This is a genomic window from Paenarthrobacter sp. PH39-S1, from assembly GCF_030063245.1.
In the GTDB taxonomy this organism is placed as follows: domain Bacteria; phylum Actinomycetota; class Actinomycetes; order Actinomycetales; family Micrococcaceae; genus Arthrobacter_M.
On the sequence record NZ_JASISR010000001.1, the window covers coordinates 258,635 to 277,632 of the forward strand.

18 protein-coding genes are annotated in these 18,998 nt (G+C 65.3%); 12 read left to right on the forward strand and 6 right to left on the reverse strand.

Annotated features, from left to right (window positions below; genetic code table 11):
• Positions 1–40 precede the first annotated feature (40 nt).
• A complete protein-coding gene (locus QMG52_RS01140) occupies positions 41–481 on the reverse strand; it encodes a DUF4307 domain-containing protein (protein ID WP_283558588.1) in 441 nt (146 codons plus the stop codon).
• A 250-nt stretch (positions 482–731) separates the two neighbouring features.
• Between QMG52_RS01140 and mca the strand changes: the two genes are divergently transcribed.
• From mca to QMG52_RS01155, 3 genes are all read left to right on the forward strand, one after another.
• Positions 732–1,640, forward strand: coding sequence for a mycothiol conjugate amidase Mca (gene mca / locus QMG52_RS01145; RefSeq protein WP_283558589.1), 909 nt, complete (start codon positions 732–734; stop codon positions 1,638–1,640).
• A gap of 66 nt (positions 1,641–1,706) precedes the next feature.
• Positions 1,707–2,117, forward strand: coding sequence for a hypothetical protein (locus QMG52_RS01150; RefSeq protein WP_283558590.1), 411 nt, complete (start codon positions 1,707–1,709; stop codon positions 2,115–2,117).
• The gene (locus tag QMG52_RS01155) at positions 2,095–4,263 is read left to right on the forward strand and encodes a thioredoxin domain-containing protein (RefSeq protein WP_283558591.1); all 2,169 of its coding nucleotides are present in this window, start codon (positions 2,095–2,097) and stop codon (positions 4,261–4,263) included. Before QMG52_RS01150 ends, QMG52_RS01155 begins: the two co-directional genes overlap by 23 nt.
• Positions 4,264–4,345: 82 nt before the next feature.
• Here the strand turns inward: QMG52_RS01155 and trhA are convergent, their stop codons facing one another.
• Positions 4,346–4,987, reverse strand: a complete 642-nt coding sequence (trhA, locus tag QMG52_RS01160; RefSeq protein ID WP_502920422.1) for a PAQR family membrane homeostasis protein TrhA — start codon at positions 4,985–4,987, stop codon at positions 4,346–4,348.
• A 371-nt stretch (positions 4,988–5,358) separates the two neighbouring features.
• Here trhA and QMG52_RS01165 point away from each other — a divergent pair, with 371 nt between their 5' ends.
• The 3 genes from QMG52_RS01165 to phoH2 all read left to right on the forward strand — a co-directional run bounded on the left by QMG52_RS01165 (position 5,359) and on the right by phoH2 (position 8,376).
• Complete coding sequence (locus QMG52_RS01165) at positions 5,359–6,129, forward strand: isoprenyl transferase (protein WP_283558592.1); 771 nt, start codon at positions 5,359–5,361, stop codon at positions 6,127–6,129.
• A gap of 18 nt (positions 6,130–6,147) precedes the next feature.
• Positions 6,148–6,792, forward strand: a complete 645-nt coding sequence (locus QMG52_RS01170; RefSeq protein WP_283558593.1) for a YoaK family protein — start codon at positions 6,148–6,150, stop codon at positions 6,790–6,792.
• Between the two features lie 255 nt (positions 6,793–7,047).
• Entirely contained in the window at positions 7,048–8,376 is a 1,329-nt protein-coding gene (gene phoH2 / locus QMG52_RS01175; protein WP_283558594.1) for an RNA 5'-3' helicase PhoH2, read from the forward strand.
• Positions 8,377–8,525: 149 nt separating this feature from the next.
• Here the strand turns inward: phoH2 and QMG52_RS01180 are convergent, their stop codons facing one another.
• A complete protein-coding gene (locus QMG52_RS01180) occupies positions 8,526–9,407 on the reverse strand; it encodes a hypothetical protein (RefSeq protein WP_283558595.1) in 882 nt (293 codons plus the stop codon).
• Positions 9,408–9,495: 88 nt separating this feature from the next.
• On the opposite strand from QMG52_RS01180, the gene QMG52_RS01185 reads away from it, so the two are divergent.
• Both QMG52_RS01185 and QMG52_RS01190 read left to right on the forward strand, forming a co-directional pair.
• The gene (locus tag QMG52_RS01185; RefSeq protein WP_283558596.1) at positions 9,496–10,005 is read left to right on the forward strand and encodes a prepilin peptidase; all 510 of its coding nucleotides are present in this window, start codon (positions 9,496–9,498) and stop codon (positions 10,003–10,005) included.
• 8 nt (positions 10,006–10,013) lie between these two features.
• The gene (locus QMG52_RS01190) at positions 10,014–10,484 is read left to right on the forward strand and encodes an NUDIX hydrolase (RefSeq protein WP_283558597.1); all 471 of its coding nucleotides are present in this window, start codon (positions 10,014–10,016) and stop codon (positions 10,482–10,484) included.
• Positions 10,485–10,617: 133 nt separating this feature from the next.
• Here QMG52_RS01190 and QMG52_RS01195 read toward each other — a convergent pair whose 3' ends face one another.
• From QMG52_RS01195 to QMG52_RS01205, 3 genes are all read right to left on the reverse strand, one after another.
• Complete coding sequence (locus QMG52_RS01195; RefSeq protein WP_283558598.1) at positions 10,618–12,060, reverse strand: class II fumarate hydratase; 1,443 nt, start codon at positions 12,058–12,060, stop codon at positions 10,618–10,620.
• A 137-nt stretch (positions 12,061–12,197) separates the two neighbouring features.
• Entirely contained in the window at positions 12,198–12,845 is a 648-nt protein-coding gene (locus QMG52_RS01200) for a carbonic anhydrase (RefSeq protein ID WP_283558599.1), read from the reverse strand.
• Positions 12,842–13,543, reverse strand: a complete 702-nt coding sequence (locus QMG52_RS01205) for a DUF4245 domain-containing protein (protein ID WP_283558600.1) — start codon at positions 13,541–13,543, stop codon at positions 12,842–12,844. The genes QMG52_RS01200 and QMG52_RS01205 overlap by 4 nt, the downstream gene beginning before the upstream one ends.
• A gap of 185 nt (positions 13,544–13,728) precedes the next feature.
• On the opposite strand from QMG52_RS01205, the gene glpX reads away from it, so the two are divergent.
• From glpX to QMG52_RS01225, 4 genes are all read left to right on the forward strand, one after another.
• The gene (gene glpX, locus QMG52_RS01210) at positions 13,729–14,778 is read left to right on the forward strand and encodes a class II fructose-bisphosphatase (RefSeq protein WP_283558601.1); all 1,050 of its coding nucleotides are present in this window, start codon (positions 13,729–13,731) and stop codon (positions 14,776–14,778) included.
• Positions 14,779–15,348: 570 nt separating this feature from the next.
• The gene (locus QMG52_RS01215) at positions 15,349–17,082 is read left to right on the forward strand and encodes an HNH endonuclease (RefSeq protein ID WP_349361636.1); all 1,734 of its coding nucleotides are present in this window, start codon (positions 15,349–15,351) and stop codon (positions 17,080–17,082) included.
• A gap of 386 nt (positions 17,083–17,468) precedes the next feature.
• The gene (locus QMG52_RS01220) at positions 17,469–18,452 is read left to right on the forward strand and encodes an NAD(P)H-quinone oxidoreductase (RefSeq protein WP_283558602.1); all 984 of its coding nucleotides are present in this window, start codon (positions 17,469–17,471) and stop codon (positions 18,450–18,452) included.
• A gap of 306 nt (positions 18,453–18,758) precedes the next feature.
• The coding region (locus QMG52_RS01225; RefSeq protein ID WP_283558603.1) for an ArsR/SmtB family transcription factor at positions 18,759–18,998 on the forward strand (240 nt) is incomplete at its 3' end.

An 18,998-nucleotide genomic window follows, 5' to 3' on the forward strand; every position in this document is an offset into this window, starting at 1 on the left:
ATGCCTACCTGATGTGCACCAAGACGGCTACCCCCGCTGGTTACTTTGCGGTGACGATCCAGCAGCTGTCCACCACGCCGGACACGGCGGGCGACTCGGTCCGTACCCAAGCGCGCTGCGCCGTCGTCCGTCCTTGGTCCGTGCCCGAGTCCGCAGCGTTGGGGCCGATGGTAACGACGTCCCAACCAACGATGGCGAAGCTGGAGCCGAGCGCCTTCACGGCACACTGCGCCGTGTCGCCGGGGTTCTTGACCACCTGGAAATCCACCTGGGTCATCGTGCCGTCCTGTACGGAGAATCCGATGTCTTTGCTGGTCACCGGCGCCTCGCCGCGGCCCAAGGCCAGCCAGGCGACAAAGACCAGTGCCAGGACGGCGATAACGGTCGTGAGGAGTATTTTCTGCCGCCGCGGCACCACGCGCTTGGGCGTGCCATAACGAGTGGCTACGCTGGTAGCTGCCGATGAATCAGAAACGCTCACTGGGTCCACACGGTTTCTTCTGTGCCGGATGAATCCAGCGCGGTTGATCAGGGTTACGGACACGGTGGTCCGGGCCGTTTCAGTTTATCGTTCTTATGGAGAGTCTTTATGCACGCGTTCCCAGGTGGGCGTTCACGGAAACGGCGTTGGCGGGCACGGCGTTTCGGCGGCGCCTGTCCAACTGGACAGTTCGCCAGGGGCTCGCTGCGAGTTCCGCTTAGATGAGTTCCGATCACCCGGAGGTATTTCAATGACCGCAGTGGATGAGCGCCCCGGCGCAGGCCTGCGTCTGCTGGCAGTACATGCGCACCCGGACGACGAGGCGAGCAAGGGCGCCGCGATGATGGCCAGCTATGTGGCCCAGGGCGTTGACGTGGTGGTGGCCACCTGCACTGGGGGTGAGCGCGGCGGCATCCAGAACCCCGCAATGGCACAGGACCCACACTCCGCTCGGGACATGGCAGGCGCCCGCCGGATCGAAATGGCCGCGGCCGCCGCGGCGCTGGGCATCCGGCACCAGTGGCTGGGATTTGTCGATTCCGGGCTGCCGGAGGGGGAGCCGCTGCCGGAGCTGCCGTTCGGTTGCTTTGCCCGGCAGCCGTTGGAACGGGCTGCGGCCCCGCTGGTGCGGCTGATCCGCCGATTCAGACCGCAGGTGGTGATCAGCTACGACGAAAACGGCGGATACCCGCACCCGGACCACATCATGGCACACCGGGTGACCGTGGAAGCGTTCCACGCCGCAGCGGACCCGGACCGCTACCCGGGCACCGGAGCTCCCTGGCAGCCCGCCAAACTGTATTACGACCTCGCGTTCAACCCGGCGCGTTTCCGGGCGCTGCATTTTGCCCTGGAAGAGGCAGGGATCCAGTCGCCCTACGCTGAGCGGATCGCGGCCTGGATGGAAGCGGATGCGGAGGGGCACAAGCCGCCGGTGGGCCGGCATCCGGCCACCACTCAGGTGGACTGCGGCGACTTCTTCGAGGCCCGTGAAGCTGCTCTGCGCGCGCACGCCACGCAGGTGGATCCGGAGGGTTTCTTCTTCGCCGTCTCGGCGGATATGCAACGAAAAATCTGGCCTTGGGAGGATTATTCGCTGATCGAGAGCCGGGTGGACACTTCCCTGCCGGAGCACGACCTGTTTGCTGGCCTACGATAGATAGGGGCACGGCGGTGACATGCCGGCCGCCGGAAGAGCGCCATGGGGACCAGAGAAAGTTTGACTTTGCCTAATTTGATTTTGCTGCTGGCCACCACGCCGCCCAGCGATTCCCCGACCATCCGGCCGGGGCTGGATCCGGATCAGGTCAGCCCGGGTTTCCTCGGGTTCCTCTTCACCTTCGGCGTGGTGGTCATCATGTTTTTCCTCATCCGGGACATGGTCAAGCGGATCCGTCGGGTCCGCTACCGCGCCCAGGTCGAGGAAGATGCCCTCGCTGCGGAGGGCGACGGGGGTCAAGGTGACAAAGATCCGGGGGCAGGCGGACTGTTGCGGGCGGACGACGGCGGCGGGCGGCCCGGGCGGCCCGCCTCGGGTCAGAACTACGCGGGCGGCAAGCACGGCCCCGATGGGGACTTCCTGGGATCCGGGAAACAGGACGATGGACCGGCTGATGGACCCCACGAGCGGAGCTGACCCGAGCGGGTCCAATGCGCTGGCGGCTGAGCCGTCCGCGTATCTTCGCCAGCATGCCGGTAATCCGGTGCACTGGCAGCCCTTCGGCGACGCGGCGTTTGCGCAGTCCCGGGACAGGGATGTTCCCGTGTTTCTCTCCATCGGCTACGCGGCCTGTCATTGGTGCCACGTCATGGCCCACGAATCATTCGAGGACGACGTCAGCGCGGAGTACCTGAACGCGCATTTTGTGCCGGTGAAGGTGGACCGTGAAGAACGTCCTGACGTGGACGCGGTCTACATGGCCGCGACCCAGGCGATCAGCGGCGAGGGCGGCTGGCCGATGAGCGTCTTCCTGACACCTGACGGGCTTGCCTTCCATGCCGGCACGTACTTCGGTCCGCGGCCCGTCGCAGGCCGGCCATCCTTCCGCCAGGTCCTTGAGGCAGTGACCGAGGCCTGGCAGCAGCGCCGCGGTGATGTCGAGCACAGCGCCGCGCAGCTGGCAGCGGGGCTGGCCCACAGTCCGCTGAACCACATCGCGGGCCTCGGCCTGCCCGCAGAACCGCCCGGCGCGGACATCCTGACCGCTGCGGTGCGAGCGCTGGCTGCCTCCGAGGACCGCGCCGCGGGCGGCTTCGGCACCGCCCCCAAGTTCCCGCCGTCGTCGGTCCTGGAATTTTTGCTCCGCCACGCCGCCGCTGGCGGTCCCGCCGCCGCCGAAGCACGGTCGATGGCATCCCGGACGTTGACGGCGATGTCCGGTTCGGCGCTGTTCGACCAGCTGGCCGGCGGCTTTGCGCGGTATTCGGTGACCGCCGACTGGTCCCTGCCGCACTTCGAGAAAATGCTCTACGATAATGCCGCGCTGCTGCGGGTCTGTGCGCACTGGCTCCGGCTGCCCGACGGGTCGGACTTCCCCCGCGCCGATGCCGAGCGCGTGGTCCGGATGACGGCCGGCTGGCTGCTGGACGCGCTGCGGGTGGACGGCGGCGGGTTTGCCTCCTCCCTGGACGCCGATACCGTGATCGACGGCGTGCACCGGGAGGGCGCGACCTATCTGTGGACGGCTGAGCAACTCAGTGCCGGGGCCGCGGCAGCCGGATATCCGGACGACGGGCCGCGGCTCGCGCGGATGATGAATGTCGCTGGCCGCGTCCGGGCGGCCGGGAATTCGGCGGGTCGGGACCGCGCACCGGACGGATCCCCGCTGCACCCCGGATCCCCGCTGCACCCCGCTGGCCCGCTGGCCCCGGCGGACCGCCGGATCTGGGAACGGGTAAGCCCCGAACTGCTGCGGCAGCGCGCCGGACGGGTCCAGCCGCAGCGCGACGACAAGGTGGTGGCGGGCTGGAACGGGCTGGCCATCGCGGCACTTGCGGATGCCGGGTTATTGCTGGACGAACCCACCTATCTGCAGGCTGCGGCGGCCGCCGCGGACTACTTAGAGACGGTGCACTGGGACGGTGCGGTATTGATCCGCGTCTCCCACGCCGCTGCAGCGCGGGGCATCGGCGGACTGCTGGAGGATTATGCGTTCTGCGCCGACGGGCTGCTGGCGCTCTACGCGGCCAGCGGAAACGAACGCTGGTACGTCCTGGCGGAAAAGCTGCTGCTGGCGGCCGAGCGGCGCTTTGTCCGGGACGGCGCGGTGGCGGATTCCGCGCCGGAATCCGAGCAGGTCTTTAATGCCGCCGGACGGGTGTCCTCGGCGGATCCGTTCGATAACGCCACCCCCAGCGGGACGTCAGCTTTCGCCGCTGCCCTGCTCAGCTATGCCGGCTACAGCGGATCCACCGGGCACCGCGCCTTGGCGGAAGGCCTGCTGGGATGGCTGCCGACGGTGGCGGTCAAGGCCCCACGGGCAGCGGGCTGCGCCTTGGCCACCGCGCAGGCTATGCTGGCCGGCCCGCTGGAAGTCGCCATCGTCGGCCCGGACACGCCGGCCCGGGCGCAGCTGCTGCGCGGGGCGGCACTGGACCCTTCGCCGGGACTGATCATCGCCGTTGGGAGCGGCACCAGCGGTGGCAGCGGCATTGGGACTTCGGTACCGCTGCTGTCCGGACGGGGGAGCGGGGAGTCGGCGCTGGCCTACGTCTGCCGGATGATGGTGTGCCTGCAACCCGTGGCAACGGCCGACGAGCTGCGCCGGGCCCTGAACCCGTAGTCTGCAGAGCGCGTAGTCTGCAGAGCGCCCGCGAACCGCCGGTGGCATCCCACAGCAGCCGGCAGCCGGCAGCGATCAGCTGTCAGCGCAGGACGGCGATCACGATGGCCACAAACTGGGCAGCAAATCCCACCACGGTGAAGGCATGGAAGAGTTCGTGGAAGCCGAAATGCTGCGGGCTGAAGTTGGGTTTTTTGATGCCATACACCACCGCCCCGGCGATGTAGAACGCTCCACCCAGACAAATCAGCACGCTTGCCGGGACATTGGCGGCGAAGAAATCCGGCATGAAAAAGACCGCCGCCATCCCCAACACCACATAAATCGGCACATAGAGCCAGCGCGGCGCACCCACCCACAGCACCCGAAAGAGCACTCCGGCGATGGCCCCGGTCCAGATCACCCACAGCAGCAAGGTGGCCTTCGACTCCGGCAGCAGCAGTGCCGAGAGCGGAGTGTACGAGCCGGCGATCACCAGCATGATGTTGGTGTGGTCCAGTCGTTTTAACACGGCCTTGGTCCTCGGCTGCCAGTTCCCGCGGTGATATAGCGCACTCGTGCCAAAAAGAAGGATTCCGGTAATGGCGTACACGGCGGAGGTGATGCTGGCCAGCGGCGACGTGGCGATGCCGGTCAGCACTATGCCGGCCATAATGGCCACCGGTGTCGCACCGGCGTGGATCCAGCCCCGCCAGCTGGGCTTGATCTCCATGGCATCCGCCAGCTTCTCCGCGGCGGCACCGAGCGGACCGTACCCGCCGTCCGGCGCCCCGTTTGCCAACCCACCACCAGCCGACCCGTCCGACCCGGCCGCAGCGCCGGCGCGGTGCGCTGGCTGGGTCGGAAAACGTGCGGATTGCTGCGGATTCCCGGAGGCCGGGGAGGGAGAAGACGCCGTGCCATTCATATCCGGATTCTAACTGAGCATGCCGTCTCCCCGCGCGGGCAGTCCCTGTGCGGCGCCCGGATGCCGGACCCGGGCAGGGCCGCCGCGGTGCCCACAGGGCCGCACCGCGGGGTAACGTAGGGGGTGCATATCAGCGCGGCCGCTAGGGCCCAGCAGTGGAAGCCAGGTGACAATCTTTGCAGCCGTACTTGTCGCCCAAGAGGCTGCCCGGACTGGTTTACGACTTCTACGAGCGCCGGCTGACCCGGGCGCTGAAACTGGACAGGATCCCCAACCACATCGGCGTCATGGTCGATGGAAACCGGCGCTGGGCCAGGCAATTCAACGCACCTACCCGCCAGGGACACCAGGCCGGGGCGGATAAGATCCTCGAGTTCCTCGGCTGGTGCCAGGAATTGGGCGTCAAGGTGGTGACGCTGTACATGCTCTCGACGGACAACATGAGCCGTTCGCCCGATGAGCTCGATGAGCTGATGGGCATCATTGCGAACACCCTGGACATCCTGGATGCGGACAGCAAGATCAGCGTCCACGCGATGGGAGCGCCGGAACTGCTGCCGGATTACCTCTCGGACCGGCTGTCCACGCTCGCTGCCCGGCGTCCCGAGCAGGAGGGCATTCACGTCAACGTGGCCATAGGCTACGGTGGCCGACGCGAGATCGTGGACGCCGTGCGTGAGCTGCTGCACGACGCCGTGGCCAAGGGTCATGACATCGGCAAGCTCGCCGATGAACTCGACGTGGACGACATCTCCAAGTACCTTTACACCCGCGGCCAGCCCGATCCGGATCTGGTGATCCGCACTTCCGGTGAACAGCGGCTTTCCGGTTTCCTGATGTGGCAGAGCGCGTACAGCGAGTTTTATTTCTGTGAGGCGCTGTGGCCGGCCTTCCGGAAGATTGATTTCCTGCGCGCACTGCGGGACTACGCCGGCCGGCAGCGCCGCTTCGGCGCCTGAACGGATCGAAAAAATCCGATGCACCGGCACCACCGGACGGAAATAGTCCTCGCCGTCGGGCTTTCGGCGGTCGCCGGTTTTGTTGACGCCATCGGCTTTATACATTTGGGTGGCTACTTTGTTTCCTTTATGAGCGGCAACTCCACCCGGGCCGGTGCCCTTCTGGCCGACGGATCTTGGCTGGGTGTAGCCCTGGCGATGGGTCTGGTGGCAGCATTTTTGACAGGTGTCATTGCCGGTTCGCTGCTGCGCCGGACGGTACCGGTGCACAAGCGCATCGTAGTTCTGCTGTGCATCGCAGCGATGCTGGCAGCCGCGGCTGTGTTGTTCGATGCTGGCTTCTGGGTGTCCCTGGTTCCTCCGATGATGGCGTTCGCCATGGGCGCGGAGAACGTCGTCTTTGAACGTGACGGGGAGGTGAGCATCGGACTGACCTATATGACCGGAACGTTGGTGAAGATGGGGCAGCGGATTGCGGGGGCGCTCGCTGGTGGCGAAAGGCTCGGTTGGCTGCGGTACTTTCTGCTGTGGTTCGCACTGACCTGCGGCTCCATCATGGGCGGTCTGGCATACCATGCGCTAAGCCTGGACGCGCTGTGGTTGGCGGTTGCCGGAATACTGACCGCAACGTTGATATCCCGCAGGGTTCCGGTTCACGAGTAACGGCATCCCGGGCTGTCCACAGCGGACGGCAGTCGTTCACCCGCTGTTCATCGACACACCGCGTGGCCGGAACGCGTAAAATCCAGAATTAGGCGTAGTTTAGGTGCTATCGGAGGGCCCAATGCCTGACGATCGGGAGGCCGGCTATGAAGCGCGTTTTTGCGCGGAATACATCGCGGGGCCGCGTGCGGCCTACCGGGCCGCCCGCCTCACCCCTAGTAAATCCGGGTGCGTGCGCCCGGGACTGGAGTCGATGTGGCTATTTCTGAACGAGCCCAGGTTGAACAGACGACGGCGGAGCATAGCTTTGTGGTGGACACTTCGGTGCTGCTTTCCGACCCGCACGCGATACTCCGCTTTGCCGAGCATGAAGTCATCCTGCCCATCGTGGTCATCAGCGAATTGGAAAAGAAACGCCACGACCCCGAACTGGGGTATTTTGCCCGCAAGGCGCTGCGGCTGCTCGATGAGCTGCGGATAAAGCACGGCGGCCTGGATCAGGTGATCCCACTCGGGGAAGAGGGCGGATCATTGCGGGTGGAACTGAACCACATTTCCTCCGACGTTTTGCCGGCCGGATTCCGCAATGGGGACAATGACAGCCGAATCCTGGCCGTGGCCAAAAACCTGGCCAATGAGGGCCGCAACGTGACCGTGGTGTCCAAGGACCTGCCGATGCGGGTGAAAGCCTCGGCGATGGGGCTGCAGGCGGACGAATACCGCAACGAACTGGTCAAGGATTCGGGCTGGACCGGGGTGGCCGAACTGGACGTCCGCGATGACGAGGTCGGCGCGTTGTACAACCATGAGCCGGTGTTCATCCCCGCGGCCGCGGAAATGCCTGCTAATACGGGGCTGGTGCTGCTCTCGAACCGCGGCTCGGCACTGGGCCGGGTCGGTGCGGACAAACAGGTCCGGTTGGTCAAGGGTGACAGGGACGTCTTTGGGCTGCACGGCCGCTCGGCGGAGCAGCGGTTGGCCATCGACCTGCTGATGGATCCGGAGGTCGGCATTGTTTCGCTCGGCGGCCGGGCCGGGACCGGGAAGTCGGCGCTGGCCCTGTGCGCGGGACTTGAGGCTGTGCTGGAACGCCGCGAGCACCGCAAGGTGTTGGTGTTCCGCCCACTGTACGCCGTCGGCGGTCAGGAGCTCGGCTACCTGCCCGGATCGGAGAGCGAGAAGATGAACCCCTGGGCGCAGGCGGTCTTCGACACCCTCGGCGCGCTGGTTTCACAGGAGGTGGTCGAAGAGGTGATGGACCGCGGCATGCTCGAGGTGCTGCCGCTGACGCACATCCGCGGACGGTCCCTGCACGACTCTTTCGTGATCGTGGATGAGGCCCAGTCGCTGGAGAAGAACGTGCTGCTGACGGTGATGAGCAGAATTGGGCAGAACTCCAAAATCGTGCTGACGCATGATGTCGCCCAACGCGACAACCTCCGGGTGGGACGTTATGACGGGATTGCCGCCGTCGTCGAGATCCTCAAGGGCCATCCGCTGTTCGGTCATGTCACGCTGACCCGGTCTGAGCGATCACCGATCGCCGCACTCGTCACGGAACTGCTCGAAGGCACGGACATCTGACCCGCCGAGTGGGGACATCTGCCCTGTGGACGGGAGCTTTCGGGGGCAGATGTACCCACTGGCCTGTAAGCGTGTGGTGTTTTTTGCGGCAGCGTGTGGTGTTTTTGGGGCAAGGGGCGCAGAGGTTTTGGGGCGGGCGGCAGGACTGTTCAGGCGCTTGGCCCGACGTCCCAGCTGATGTGACTGCGGACATCGGTGAGCCCCATGCTGACCTCCACGAAGAGATCGTCCAGCATGTACTCGTCCACGCCCAGAATTTTCAGCCAGTGCCCGGCCCCCGTGGTGGGACCATCCAACGACTGACTGGCGACGCAGACTCCGGTGCCGGCGTCGATGCGAACCGCGGTTCGTCCGGGATACAGCAACGGATGCTCCGCCACCACCGGCCGGTACGACGGGTTCGGCGTCAGGATGCTCTCCAGCGCCGGCCGGCCCTCATGATCCACGAGGGCAATGGGACCCGGTTCGGTCACGTTGGCAAAGGGGAAATCCAGCGGAACCGGGGCATCGCCGGCGAGCTCCACCGGGTCCAGCAGTGCGGGGAACCGGCCGTCGCCGAACCGGGGCTCACCGTAGGCGGCTTCCGGACGACGGCGGACCAGGCCTCCGTCGTCGTACACCGGTGTGACCAGATGGGCCGGCAACAGCCAAGGCTTCCGGCGGCCGCTGATGAACAGGCCGTCCTTGGAATCGTTGATCCCCGTGGTGCTGTGCAGCAGCGTGCCATCCGGGGTCTCCACGCGAAGTGCATGCGGACGGCGGAGCCAGCAGTTGACCGTCGCATCGGGTTCCTGGACGGCGCCGGTTTCGTCCGTGCTGCCCGGGCCTTCTGCGCCGTCTGCGGCGTCTTGGCTGGCTTGGCTGGCTGATTCGTCTGAATTGGCTGGGGCACCTGGCTCACCTGGCTCGGCTGGGTCGCCCGCGGCGTCCATGGCGTCGAAGGCCCCGGGCGCCTGCCGGAAACGCAGTTCAAAGCGCAGGCTCTGCCATTTCCACGGTGATGACCTGCACAAGTCTCTGAATTGCTCCACGGGCCCAGTCATATCCACAGTTTACTCAGTCATGTCCACAGCTTTCCCGGGTCTGGGCGCGCAGGGCACCGTCCAGTAATATCCAGCTATGATCACACGCCTGACCGGGCTTTGGACGGACCATCCAGTGGCGGCCTGGTTGGTGCTGCTGGCCTGCGCCGGACTGGTGTTGGCGGCCGTGCGGCTGACCGTGATTGACATCCGCAGTCACCGGCTGCCGGACCGGATTGTCTTTCCGTCCTTCGGGGCGGCAATGGTGCTTCTGCTGGCGGCTGGTTTTGCCGCCGGCGATTTCCGTACCGCGGTCCGGACGCTGCTTGGGGCGATGGTGCTGGGGGCCTTTTATCTACTGCTGCGGCTGATTTACCCTGCCGGAATGGGACTGGGAGACGTAAAACTGGCTGCCCTGCTGGGACTGTATCTGGGCTACCTCGGCTGGCCGCAGGTGCTGTTCGGCACGATGACGGGGTTCCTGCTTGGAGGCCTGTGCGGCATCGTGCTGATCGTCACGCGGCTGGGTGGCCCGAAGACGCAGATACCCTTTGGTCCGTTTATGCTGGCAGGCGCCCTCGCCGTCATGCTTGTCCCCGCCGGTTAAGGTGGGGTATGCCTACCCCCGGATTCATTTTGGCCCTGCGAGAAAAGATTGGCCATGATCTGCTGTGGCTGCCCGGTGTGACGGTGGCGGCGTTCGACGACGGCGGCAGGGTGCTGCTGGGCCAGCGCGCCGACACGGCGCAGTGGACTCTGATCACCGGGATCCTGGACCCGGGTGAGGAACCCGCGGTGGGCGGTGCCCGTGAGGTGCTGGAGGAGACCGGCGTTGTGGTGCTGATCGAGAGTCTGGTCGCGGTGCACAGCCAGCCTCCCGTGGAATTCGTCAACAAGGACCGCTGCCAGTTCATGAATCTGGTGTTCCGGGCCCGTGCGGTGTCCGGTGCAGCACGGGTGAATGACGACGAGTCGACGGCGGTCGGCTGGTTCGGCCTCGATGAACTACCGCCGCTGGGGGAGGCACATCTGCAGCGGCTGCAGTGGGCCCTCGATTTCGCCGGTGAGACGTACTTCTCGCGCTAACGGTTCGCGGCCTCCTTAAGCCCGTGTCCGCCGTCGTCCATCAAGTCCGTTGGACCTCCGGTCAGCACCATGACCAGCGCCGTCATTAGTGAAGCGCGGTCGCTGGTGCGGCAAATTCCTGCCGCGGATACGGCTACTGCGGCGGCCGCGTCATGGACAGCACATCCAGGGAGGTGTCCAGCTGTTCTTCCGTCAGTTCCCCGCGCTCCACGAAGCCCAGGGCCACGACCGCCTCGCGGATGGTCAGCCCTTCCTTGATGGCGTGCTTGGCAATCTTGGCGGCGCTTTCGTATCCGATGAACTTGTTCAGCGGGGTGACGATGGATGGGGAAGCCTCGGCCAGGAAGCGGGCGCGCTCCACATTCGCCTCAATGCCGTCGATCATCTTGTCCGCCATGACGCGGGTGGAATTAGCCAGCAGCCGGATGGACTCCAGCAGGTTCGCGGCAATCACGGGGATACCCACATTAAGTTCGAAGGCGCCGTTGGTTCCCGACCAGGCCACCGTGGCGTCGTTGCCGACCACCTGAGCGCAGACCTGCAATACCGCCTCGCAGATGACAGGATTGACCTTGCCGGGCATGATCGAGGAGCCGGGCTGCAGGTCAGGCAGCGAGATTTCGCCGAGCCCGGTGTTGGGGCCGGATCCCAGCCAGCGCAGGTCGTTGCTGATCTTGCTCAGTGACACGGCGATGGTGCGCAGCTGGCCGGACATCTCCACCAGGCCGTCGCGGTTCGCCTGCGCCTCGAAATGGTCGCGCGCCTCGGTCAGCGGCAGGCCGGTGTCCTGGGCCAGCAGTTCGATGACGCGTTCGGAGAAGCCCTTGGGGGTGTTGATACCGGTGCCCACCGCGGTGCCGCCCAGCGGGACCTCGGCGACGCGCGGGAGCGAAGCGTTGATGCGTTCGACGCCGTAGCGGACCTGTGCGGCGTAACCACCGAACTCCTGCCCCAAGGTCACGGGGGTGGCGTCCATCAGATGGGTGCGGCCGGACTTAACCACGGTGGCGAATTCCTCCGACTTGCGCTGCAGCGACGCGGCCAGGTGCTTGAGGGCCGGAATCAGGTCCTTCGTCAAAGCCGAAGCCGCTGCCACATGTACTGAAGTCGGGAAGACATCATTGGAGGACTGTGACGCATTCACATGGTCATTCGGATGAACGGCCTTGTCGCTGCCGGCCTCCTGGAGCACCCGGTTGGCCAGGGAAGCGATGACCTCGTTGGCATTCATGTTCGATGACGTGCCGGAGCCGGTCTGGAAGATGTCAATCGGGAAATCGCCGTCGTACTTCCCCGCGATGACGTCTTCGGCCCCTGCTTCGATCGCCCTGGCAAGCTCGCCGTCGAGCACACCCAATTCTGCGTTTGCGGTGGCGGCAGCCTTCTTTACGCGGGCCAGCGCCTGAATGTGTGCGCGCTCCAAGGTGGTCCCCGAAATGGGGAAGTTCTCAACGGCACGCTGCGTCTGGGCGCCGTACAGGGCATTGGCCGGAACCCGGACCTCGCCCATCGTGTCGTGTTCGATGCGGAACTGCTGATCGGATTCTTGGACGGGGGTCTCCGGTGTCTGCGTCATGACACCAAGAATAACGCCACCTGTAGGCAGGCCCGAAACCGGGCCATTTGCCGCTGCGGAACCGTCCCGATCCGCAGCGGCAAATGGCTCCGGTGTCTCCTGTCGTCCGCCTGTCGCGTGCCTACCACGTCCCGAAATCACAACGTCCCGAAATTCGAGACCAGGTCAGCGCGGCCCTCCTGCAGCCGGTATGCAAGCCCCACGACGGCGGTCCGCTGCTCCGCCACGGCTGAAGCGATGATCGGGGAGTTCTCCACCAGGCGCTGGGCCGTCTGTTTGACGTGCTCAACCACCATGTCGTTGACATCGTGCTTGTCCCGGCGAAGCGAAGTGAGTACGGAGGGGGTGATTCGTTCCACCAGGTCCCGGATAAAGCCGACCGGCATGTCCCCGGTCTCAACCGCTCCCTTGGTGGCCGTCACGGCGCCACAACTGTCATGGCCCAGAATCACGATGAGCGGCACATGAAGATAGGCAATGCTGTACTCCAGCGAGCCGAGGACTGTGTTATCAATCACATGACCTGCTGTACGGACCACAAAGGCGTCGCCCAATCCCAAGTCGAAGATGATCTCCGCCGCCAGCCGGGAATCGGAACAGCCGAAAATTACCGCAAACGGATTCTGCGAGTTCACCAGAGTGGCCCGGTGGGAGGCATCCTGATTCGGGTGCGAGGATGAACCGTCAACAAAGCGCTGATTACCCTCGCTGAGCTTCTTCCACGCCTGCGCCGGTGTCAGGTCGGCGGAGGGAGCGTGCACCGCACCGTCCTCGGGGCCGCTCACTTGGCGCTCCCTGCGGCCGGAGCAGACGCGCTGCCGCTGGCCTGCTGCGCGTCGATGGAGGCGGTCGCGGCGGCTGCCAATATATCAAATTCCGCCAATGTGGCGCTTCCACTGAGGACCAACGTAGTTCCTTTGTAGTTGAGGATCAGGCTCTTATTTGACCCGGGCTTGTCCCGCAGTTCCCAGTCCTGCGGGCCGACCCTGCGGTCACCGGTCACGGGCGCGTTGTCGGTGGCTTGGGCCACCCAGGTCGGGTTGGCGTTCGCGCTCTGCTTCAGTGAGATGAACTGCTGGGCCGCCGATACATAACCGACATCCCAGAAGGCCACCTCGGTTGGGCCTGCAGAGTTCCAGCGCGCGTAATTGGCGCTCCAGCCTTCGGGTAGCACCGCAGCCGCCGGGGCAAAGCCGGCGGCGCCCTTGGCTTGCCCGGCAACCACCGGAACATCCACCCCGGGCCGGTAGGCGGAAGCGTTCTGATGAGGGTTAAGGAGGATGATGGGCAGCACGACGGCGACCGTGACCAGCAGCGCCAGGATCATGCCCATAACCGATGCATTGGCGCGCTTCGCGGCGGAGGCCGGGATGACGGGCCTGACCACGGCGGGCGGCACCGCGGGCGTCGCGGCGGGGACTCGATCCGGTCCCGCCGAGGGGGGATTGGGCCCCGATGAATCCGTGTCGTGTGTTTGAGTCACCCTTCTATAATCGCCTATCCGTGCCGGGTTCACACCTTCTGGATGACTCGCGGGATGACTCGCTATGAATTCCGGCTTCGATCCGATGGGCGGACCGGGCAGCAGGCCAACTATGATGAAGGCGGAGGGAGACCGGCGGAGCCGCCGCGCTCCCACGTACTGAAGACCGCCAGCAGAACTCAAGGATGAGGTTACTCGTGTCCGAAAACAATGACGAAGCCCAGTATTCGACCCTTTCCCCGGCCTTGGCTGTAGGAGATGACGAGCCGGACCGGAACCTTGCTCTGGAATTGGTCCGGGTCACCGAAGCGGCCGCAATTGCCGGTGGTCACTGGGTCGGTTTCGGGGACAAGAACAAGGCCGACGGCGCCGCCGTCGACGCCATGCGTTCGCTGCTCTCTACCGTCCATTTCAACGGGATTGTGGTGATCGGCGAGGGTGAAAAGGACGAAGCGCCGATGTTGTATAACGGCGAGCAGGTCGGTGACGGATCCGGCCCCGAATGCGATGTTGCCGTGGATCCCATCGACGGCACCCGGTTGTGCGCATTGGGCATCAACAATGCACTAGCGGTGCTGGCGGTGGCCGAGCGCGGCACCATGTTCGACCCCTCCGCGGTGTTCTACATGGAGAAACTCGTCACCGGGCCGGAAGCGGCGGAAGTGGTTGATCTCCGGCTGCCGGTCAAGGAAAACCTGAGACTGATTGCCAAGGCCAAAGGTGTCAAGGTCAACGCCCTGACGGTTATGGTGCTGGACCGGGACCGTCACCGGCCGCTGGTGCAGGAAATCCGCGATTCGGGTGCCCGCACCAGGATGATCATGGACGGCGACGTGGCCGGTGCCATAGCAGCGGCCCGCTCCGGTACAGGCGTCGACGCGCTGATGGGCATCGGCGGTACTCCGGAGGGCATCGTCGCAGCCTGCGCCATCAAGACCCTGGGCGGCGTCATCCAGGGACGGCTGTGGCCAACCAGCGACGAAGAGAAGCAGAAGGCCATCGATGCCGGTCATGACCTGGACGGGGTGCTGTCCACGAATGATCTGGTCAGCAGCGACAACTGTTACTTCGCGGCCACGGGGATTACCGATGGGGACCTGCTCCGCGGAGTGCGCTACGACAAGAATAAGGTCCTGACGCAGTCGATTGTGATGCGTTCCAAGTCCGGTACCATCCGCTTCGTCGACGGCGAGCACCAGTCGCACAAATGGGAGTCCTACGCCCGCATGGCTTAAGGCCCCACTCCAAGGTCGCCTCCGGCCGCGCGGCGGCCGGAGGCATGGTCTGCGGATTGACCACGGATTGACGACGACGGCGCTCCGTCCCGGTTTTCGATTAGGGCCGCCTGCGGCCGGACACATGAAGTCGGTCACCCCTCCCGGAATGGACGTCCTTCGTTTCGCCCGCTCCGGTTCCGGACCTGCTTCGCCCGCTCCGGTTCCGGACCTGCTTCGCCCGCTCCGGTTCCGGACCTGCTTCGCCCGCTCCGGTTCCGGACCTGCTTCGCCCGCTCCGGTTCCGGACCTGCTTCGCCCGCTCCGGTTCCGGATCTGCTCATGCCGGAGGAATGCTGCCCCTATCCGTCATGAGGCTCCCAAAGCGAGCCGGATGGGCTGCCATCGGGTCTTATATTTGGCTCCTCTGGAAGGCATTCTGTCCTGCGGAGCCGCCGGCATGTTCTTACAGACGAACTCGGCGGGGGCCTCGGAGGGCTCCATCCTGCCACTACAGGACAACAGTGTTATTCGTACAAGGAAACTCGCAGATACTACTATTTACTCCCGACAGCGCGTAGTATAGTATACATGTTCGATACATTGAGTTCCGGTTCCGCAGGGTCCGCACACAACGCGGCCGGCACACCCACGTCTTGGACCCTTGGCACTGCCCACTCGGGCGCCCGGGCTGCCGCCGGTCCGGCCACCGGCCCCGTCACTGCTGGTCCTGTTGCTGCTGGTCCTGTTGTTGCTGGTCGGGTTGGGATGATTGCGGGGTGGATCACTGTTTTGGCGGGGATGGATCCCGAGGACGGGGATGACGGGGAGCGGATTGGGTTGCTGCGGGTGATGGAGGACCTCAAATCCGCTGCCTGCGCGGGGCAGGCCCGTACCGCTGCCGCGTTCGACGCGTCCCAGCGCCGCGCGCAGGCCGGGGCGGGTATCCCGGCCGCGGAGCTGGGCAAGGGCATCGGGGGGCAGATCGCGTTGGCGCGGCGGGAATCCCCGCAGCAGGGAAACCGGCTGCTGGGCCTGGCCCGGATCCTCGTGACCGAGATGCCGCACACCCTCACGGCCCTGAGCAGCGGGCTGCTCAATGAGTGGCGGGCGGTACTGCTGGCCCGGGAGACCGCGTGCCTGAGCGCCGATGACCGGCGCACCGTTGATGCCGGGCTCGCCGCCGACACCGGGGCGCTGGCGGGGATGGGGAACAACAAGCTCGTCAACGAGGCCAAACGGGTCGCGTACGCCCTTGACCCGCAGTCCGTCACCGCGCGGAACGCGAAGGCCGAAAACGACCGGCACGTCAGCTGCCGGCCCGCCCCGGACACCATGACGTACCTGACCGGGCTGCTCCCCGTCGCTCAGGGCGTGGCCGTGTACGCGGCACTGGCGAGGGAAGCGGATTCCCTGCGCGCGTCCGGAGACGGACGCGGACGCGGGCAGATCATGGCCGACACCCTCGTCCACCGCGTCACCGGTACCCCCGGCGGGATCACCGGCGTTGAGATCCAACTCGTCATGACAGACCGGACCCTCTTCCAGGGCGACAGCGAACCAGCCTACCTCCCCGGCTACGGCATCGTCCCCGCGCAATGGGCCCGGAACCTCACCCGCCGCCCCCACACCAACAGACCCACCAACGGACCCGCCACCGGACCCACCAAACCCGGTGGATCCGCCGGCAGCTCCGGCGGGGAGATGCCGGACGCGGCGATGCCGGATGAGCCGGGGATCCGGGTGTCGCTGCGCAGACTGTTCACCGCCCCGGGGACCGGGCAGCTCGTCGGCATGGACGCGAGGTCCAGGTTCTTCCCGCCGGGACTGCAGCGCCTCATCCGGACCAGGGACCAGACCTGCCGCACCCCCTACTGCGACGCGCCGATCCGGCACGCGGACCACATCATGCCACACAACCGCAAAGGCGCCACCAGCGAAATCAACGGGGAGGGAACATGCGAACGCTGCAACCTCGCCAAGGAAGCGCCCGGCTGGTCCTCCATCCCACGACCCGGACCCCGCCATACCGTCCAAATCACCACCCCCACCGGACACACCTACCAATCCACCGCACCCGCCCTACCCGGCACCAGTATGTCGGTGCCCGGGAACCCCGGAAGCAGCGGCACGGAATATGGGACGGGCTCTCTTCGGACCGTTGCGGGCCCTGCTCTCAGGAATACTCCGGGCTTCTGTCACCACAACTACGGTGTCTCTGCTGTCAGGAATACGCCGGGCTTTCGGTACCATAACCACGGTCACGCAGCGGGGCTGCGGATCAGGGTACCTCGCAGGCGAGCTGACACCGGCACTTGGCGATGACGGAAGGGGCGCGGGCAGTTCGTAAGGAACCTCCTACCGTGGGGAACATGGGACTCGGCGGCACTGGCGGGCCACGATTGGTACGAAGCCGGCACACATAATCAGCGCATTAGACCCGGCTGACGACGGCGTCCTTCCAGCCATCGAATTCGGAACGCCTCAGCGGCTGGTGTCGTTCCGGCAGTCGCCGCTCGGTTATAGGGTGCCGAAGCCCCTGCATCCGAACGCAACCTGGCGCGACTCGAATCGGTCAATATGGGTGGTACAGGCAGCGGGGCGTGGAAGGATAGGTCAGTGCAAAATAGCACCCAGTAAGACGGCGCAGAGTAAGACAGCGCAGCGCAGAACGCAGCAGGACCGTGCGGCGTCGGAGAGTGGAGGATGGAATGAAGGCAATAGGTATCAAGGCCCCGGGCGGACCGGAAATGCTCGAATTGCGCGAGGTCCCGGCGCCCGTTCCCGGTCCCGGAGAAGTGCTGATTGACGTTGTTGCCGCCGGCATTAACCGTGCGGACGTTCAGCAGCGGCGGGGGTTCTATCCGCCGCCGAGGGGCTCTTCTGACATCCTGGGGCTGGAGGTGTCCGGCCGGATTGCGGGCTTTGGGACCAACGTTGCCAGGGCATTCTCGAAGGGGGACAAAGTGGTGGCGCTGCTCGCAGGTGGCGGTTATGCGCAGCAGGTGGTCGCGCCCGCGGAACAGGTCTTGCGCATCCCCGATGGCGTGGATGTGGTCACCGCGGCGGCCCTGCCCGAGGTCGCGGCCACGGTGTACTCGAATCTGTTCATGACCGCGCAACTTCAGCCTGGTGAAACGGTGCTGATTCATGGCGGAACCGGAGGCATCGGCGTCATGGCCGTTCAGCTGGCGAAGGCTTTGGGCGCGACGGTCGCCGCCACCAGCGGCAGTGCGGAAAAGACCAGTACCCTCACGGCATTTCTGGGAGTGGACATCGCCATTAATTATCGTGAGCAGGATTTCGTCGCGGTGTTGCGCGAGCGCACGGGTGGGCACGGCGCGGACGTAATTCTAGACGTTGTGGGCGCGAAGTATCTGCAGCGCAACGTGGATGCGCTGGCTACGTACGGTCGGCTGGTCGTCATCGGTATGCAGGGCGGGACGACGGCGGAACTCAACTTGGGCCAGTTGGTGTCCAAACGCGCGGCGATCATTGGTACCACTCTGCGGGCGCGTCCGACGGAAGAAAAGGGCGCGATTATGAGCGCCGTCCGGGAACATGTGTGGCCGTTGATCAGCAGCGGCAAAATCAAGACTCTGGTGGACAAGACTTTTCCGATGGCGGAGGCGGCCCAGGCACACGCCTATTTTGATTCCGGCGAACACATGGGCAAGGTTTTGTTGATCGCCTGATCGCCTGGCCGTGTCAGTTTCGGAAAGGACAAAAGGCGGACTCTCTCGATAGCGTTGGCCGCACACGAAGATCGAATGTGCGCATTTATGTAACGGTGTGCGCTCGAACCCAGCGACTTCGCGATGATTGCGAGGTCGTCTGGCTGCACGTCGAATTCCTCGGGTGGGCTTAGTAGATGAACTCTCAAACCCAGTCCATCGCACTCGTCCGCGAATGCGTTCACGGTGTAGGTCGCAGACGGACGCGACCACGTTCCTGGCGTGAGCCGGTTGACGAATCACTGCCCTTCAATAATAGTTAGGGATGTGCCTAAGTATTACGACGAGCTTGACGCCGTGCTCCGCGCTCTCGCGGATCCGACGCGTCGGGCCGTCGTGGAACGGTTGGCGAAGTCCCCAGCCGTCGTGTCCGAACTCGGGGCACCGTTCTCGATGGCGTTGCCGTCGCTCATGCAGCACCTGTCCGTCCTCGAGAACGCGGGACTGGTCACGTCGCAGAAGCACGGACGCGTCCGCACCGTGAGCCTGCGACCGGGCGCCCTCGAC

What these genes read in the sequence shown, in the direction of transcription:
- mca (WP_283558589.1), top strand. Translation starts at nt 732, where the DNA reads ATGACCGCAGTGGATGAGCGCCCCGGCGCAGGCCTGCGTCTGCTGGCA.
- QMG52_RS01215 (WP_349361636.1), top strand. Translation starts at nt 15,349, where the DNA reads ATGTTCGATACATTGAGTTCCGGTTCCGCAGGGTCCGCACACAACGCG.
- QMG52_RS01220 (WP_283558602.1), top strand. Translation starts at nt 17,469, where the DNA reads ATGAAGGCAATAGGTATCAAGGCCCCGGGCGGACCGGAAATGCTCGAA.
- QMG52_RS01185 (WP_283558596.1), top strand. Translation starts at nt 9,496, where the DNA reads ATGATCACACGCCTGACCGGGCTTTGGACGGACCATCCAGTGGCGGCC.
- QMG52_RS01195 (WP_283558598.1), bottom strand. Translation starts at nt 12,060, where the DNA reads ATGACGCAGACACCGGAGACCCCCGTCCAAGAATCCGATCAGCAGTTC.
- QMG52_RS01170 (WP_283558593.1), top strand. Translation starts at nt 6,148, where the DNA reads ATGCACCGGCACCACCGGACGGAAATAGTCCTCGCCGTCGGGCTTTCG.
- QMG52_RS01190 (WP_283558597.1), top strand. Translation starts at nt 10,014, where the DNA reads ATGCCTACCCCCGGATTCATTTTGGCCCTGCGAGAAAAGATTGGCCAT.
- QMG52_RS01155 (WP_283558591.1), top strand. Translation starts at nt 2,095, where the DNA reads ATGGACCCCACGAGCGGAGCTGACCCGAGCGGGTCCAATGCGCTGGCG.
- glpX (WP_283558601.1), top strand. Translation starts at nt 13,729, where the DNA reads ATGAGGTTACTCGTGTCCGAAAACAATGACGAAGCCCAGTATTCGACC.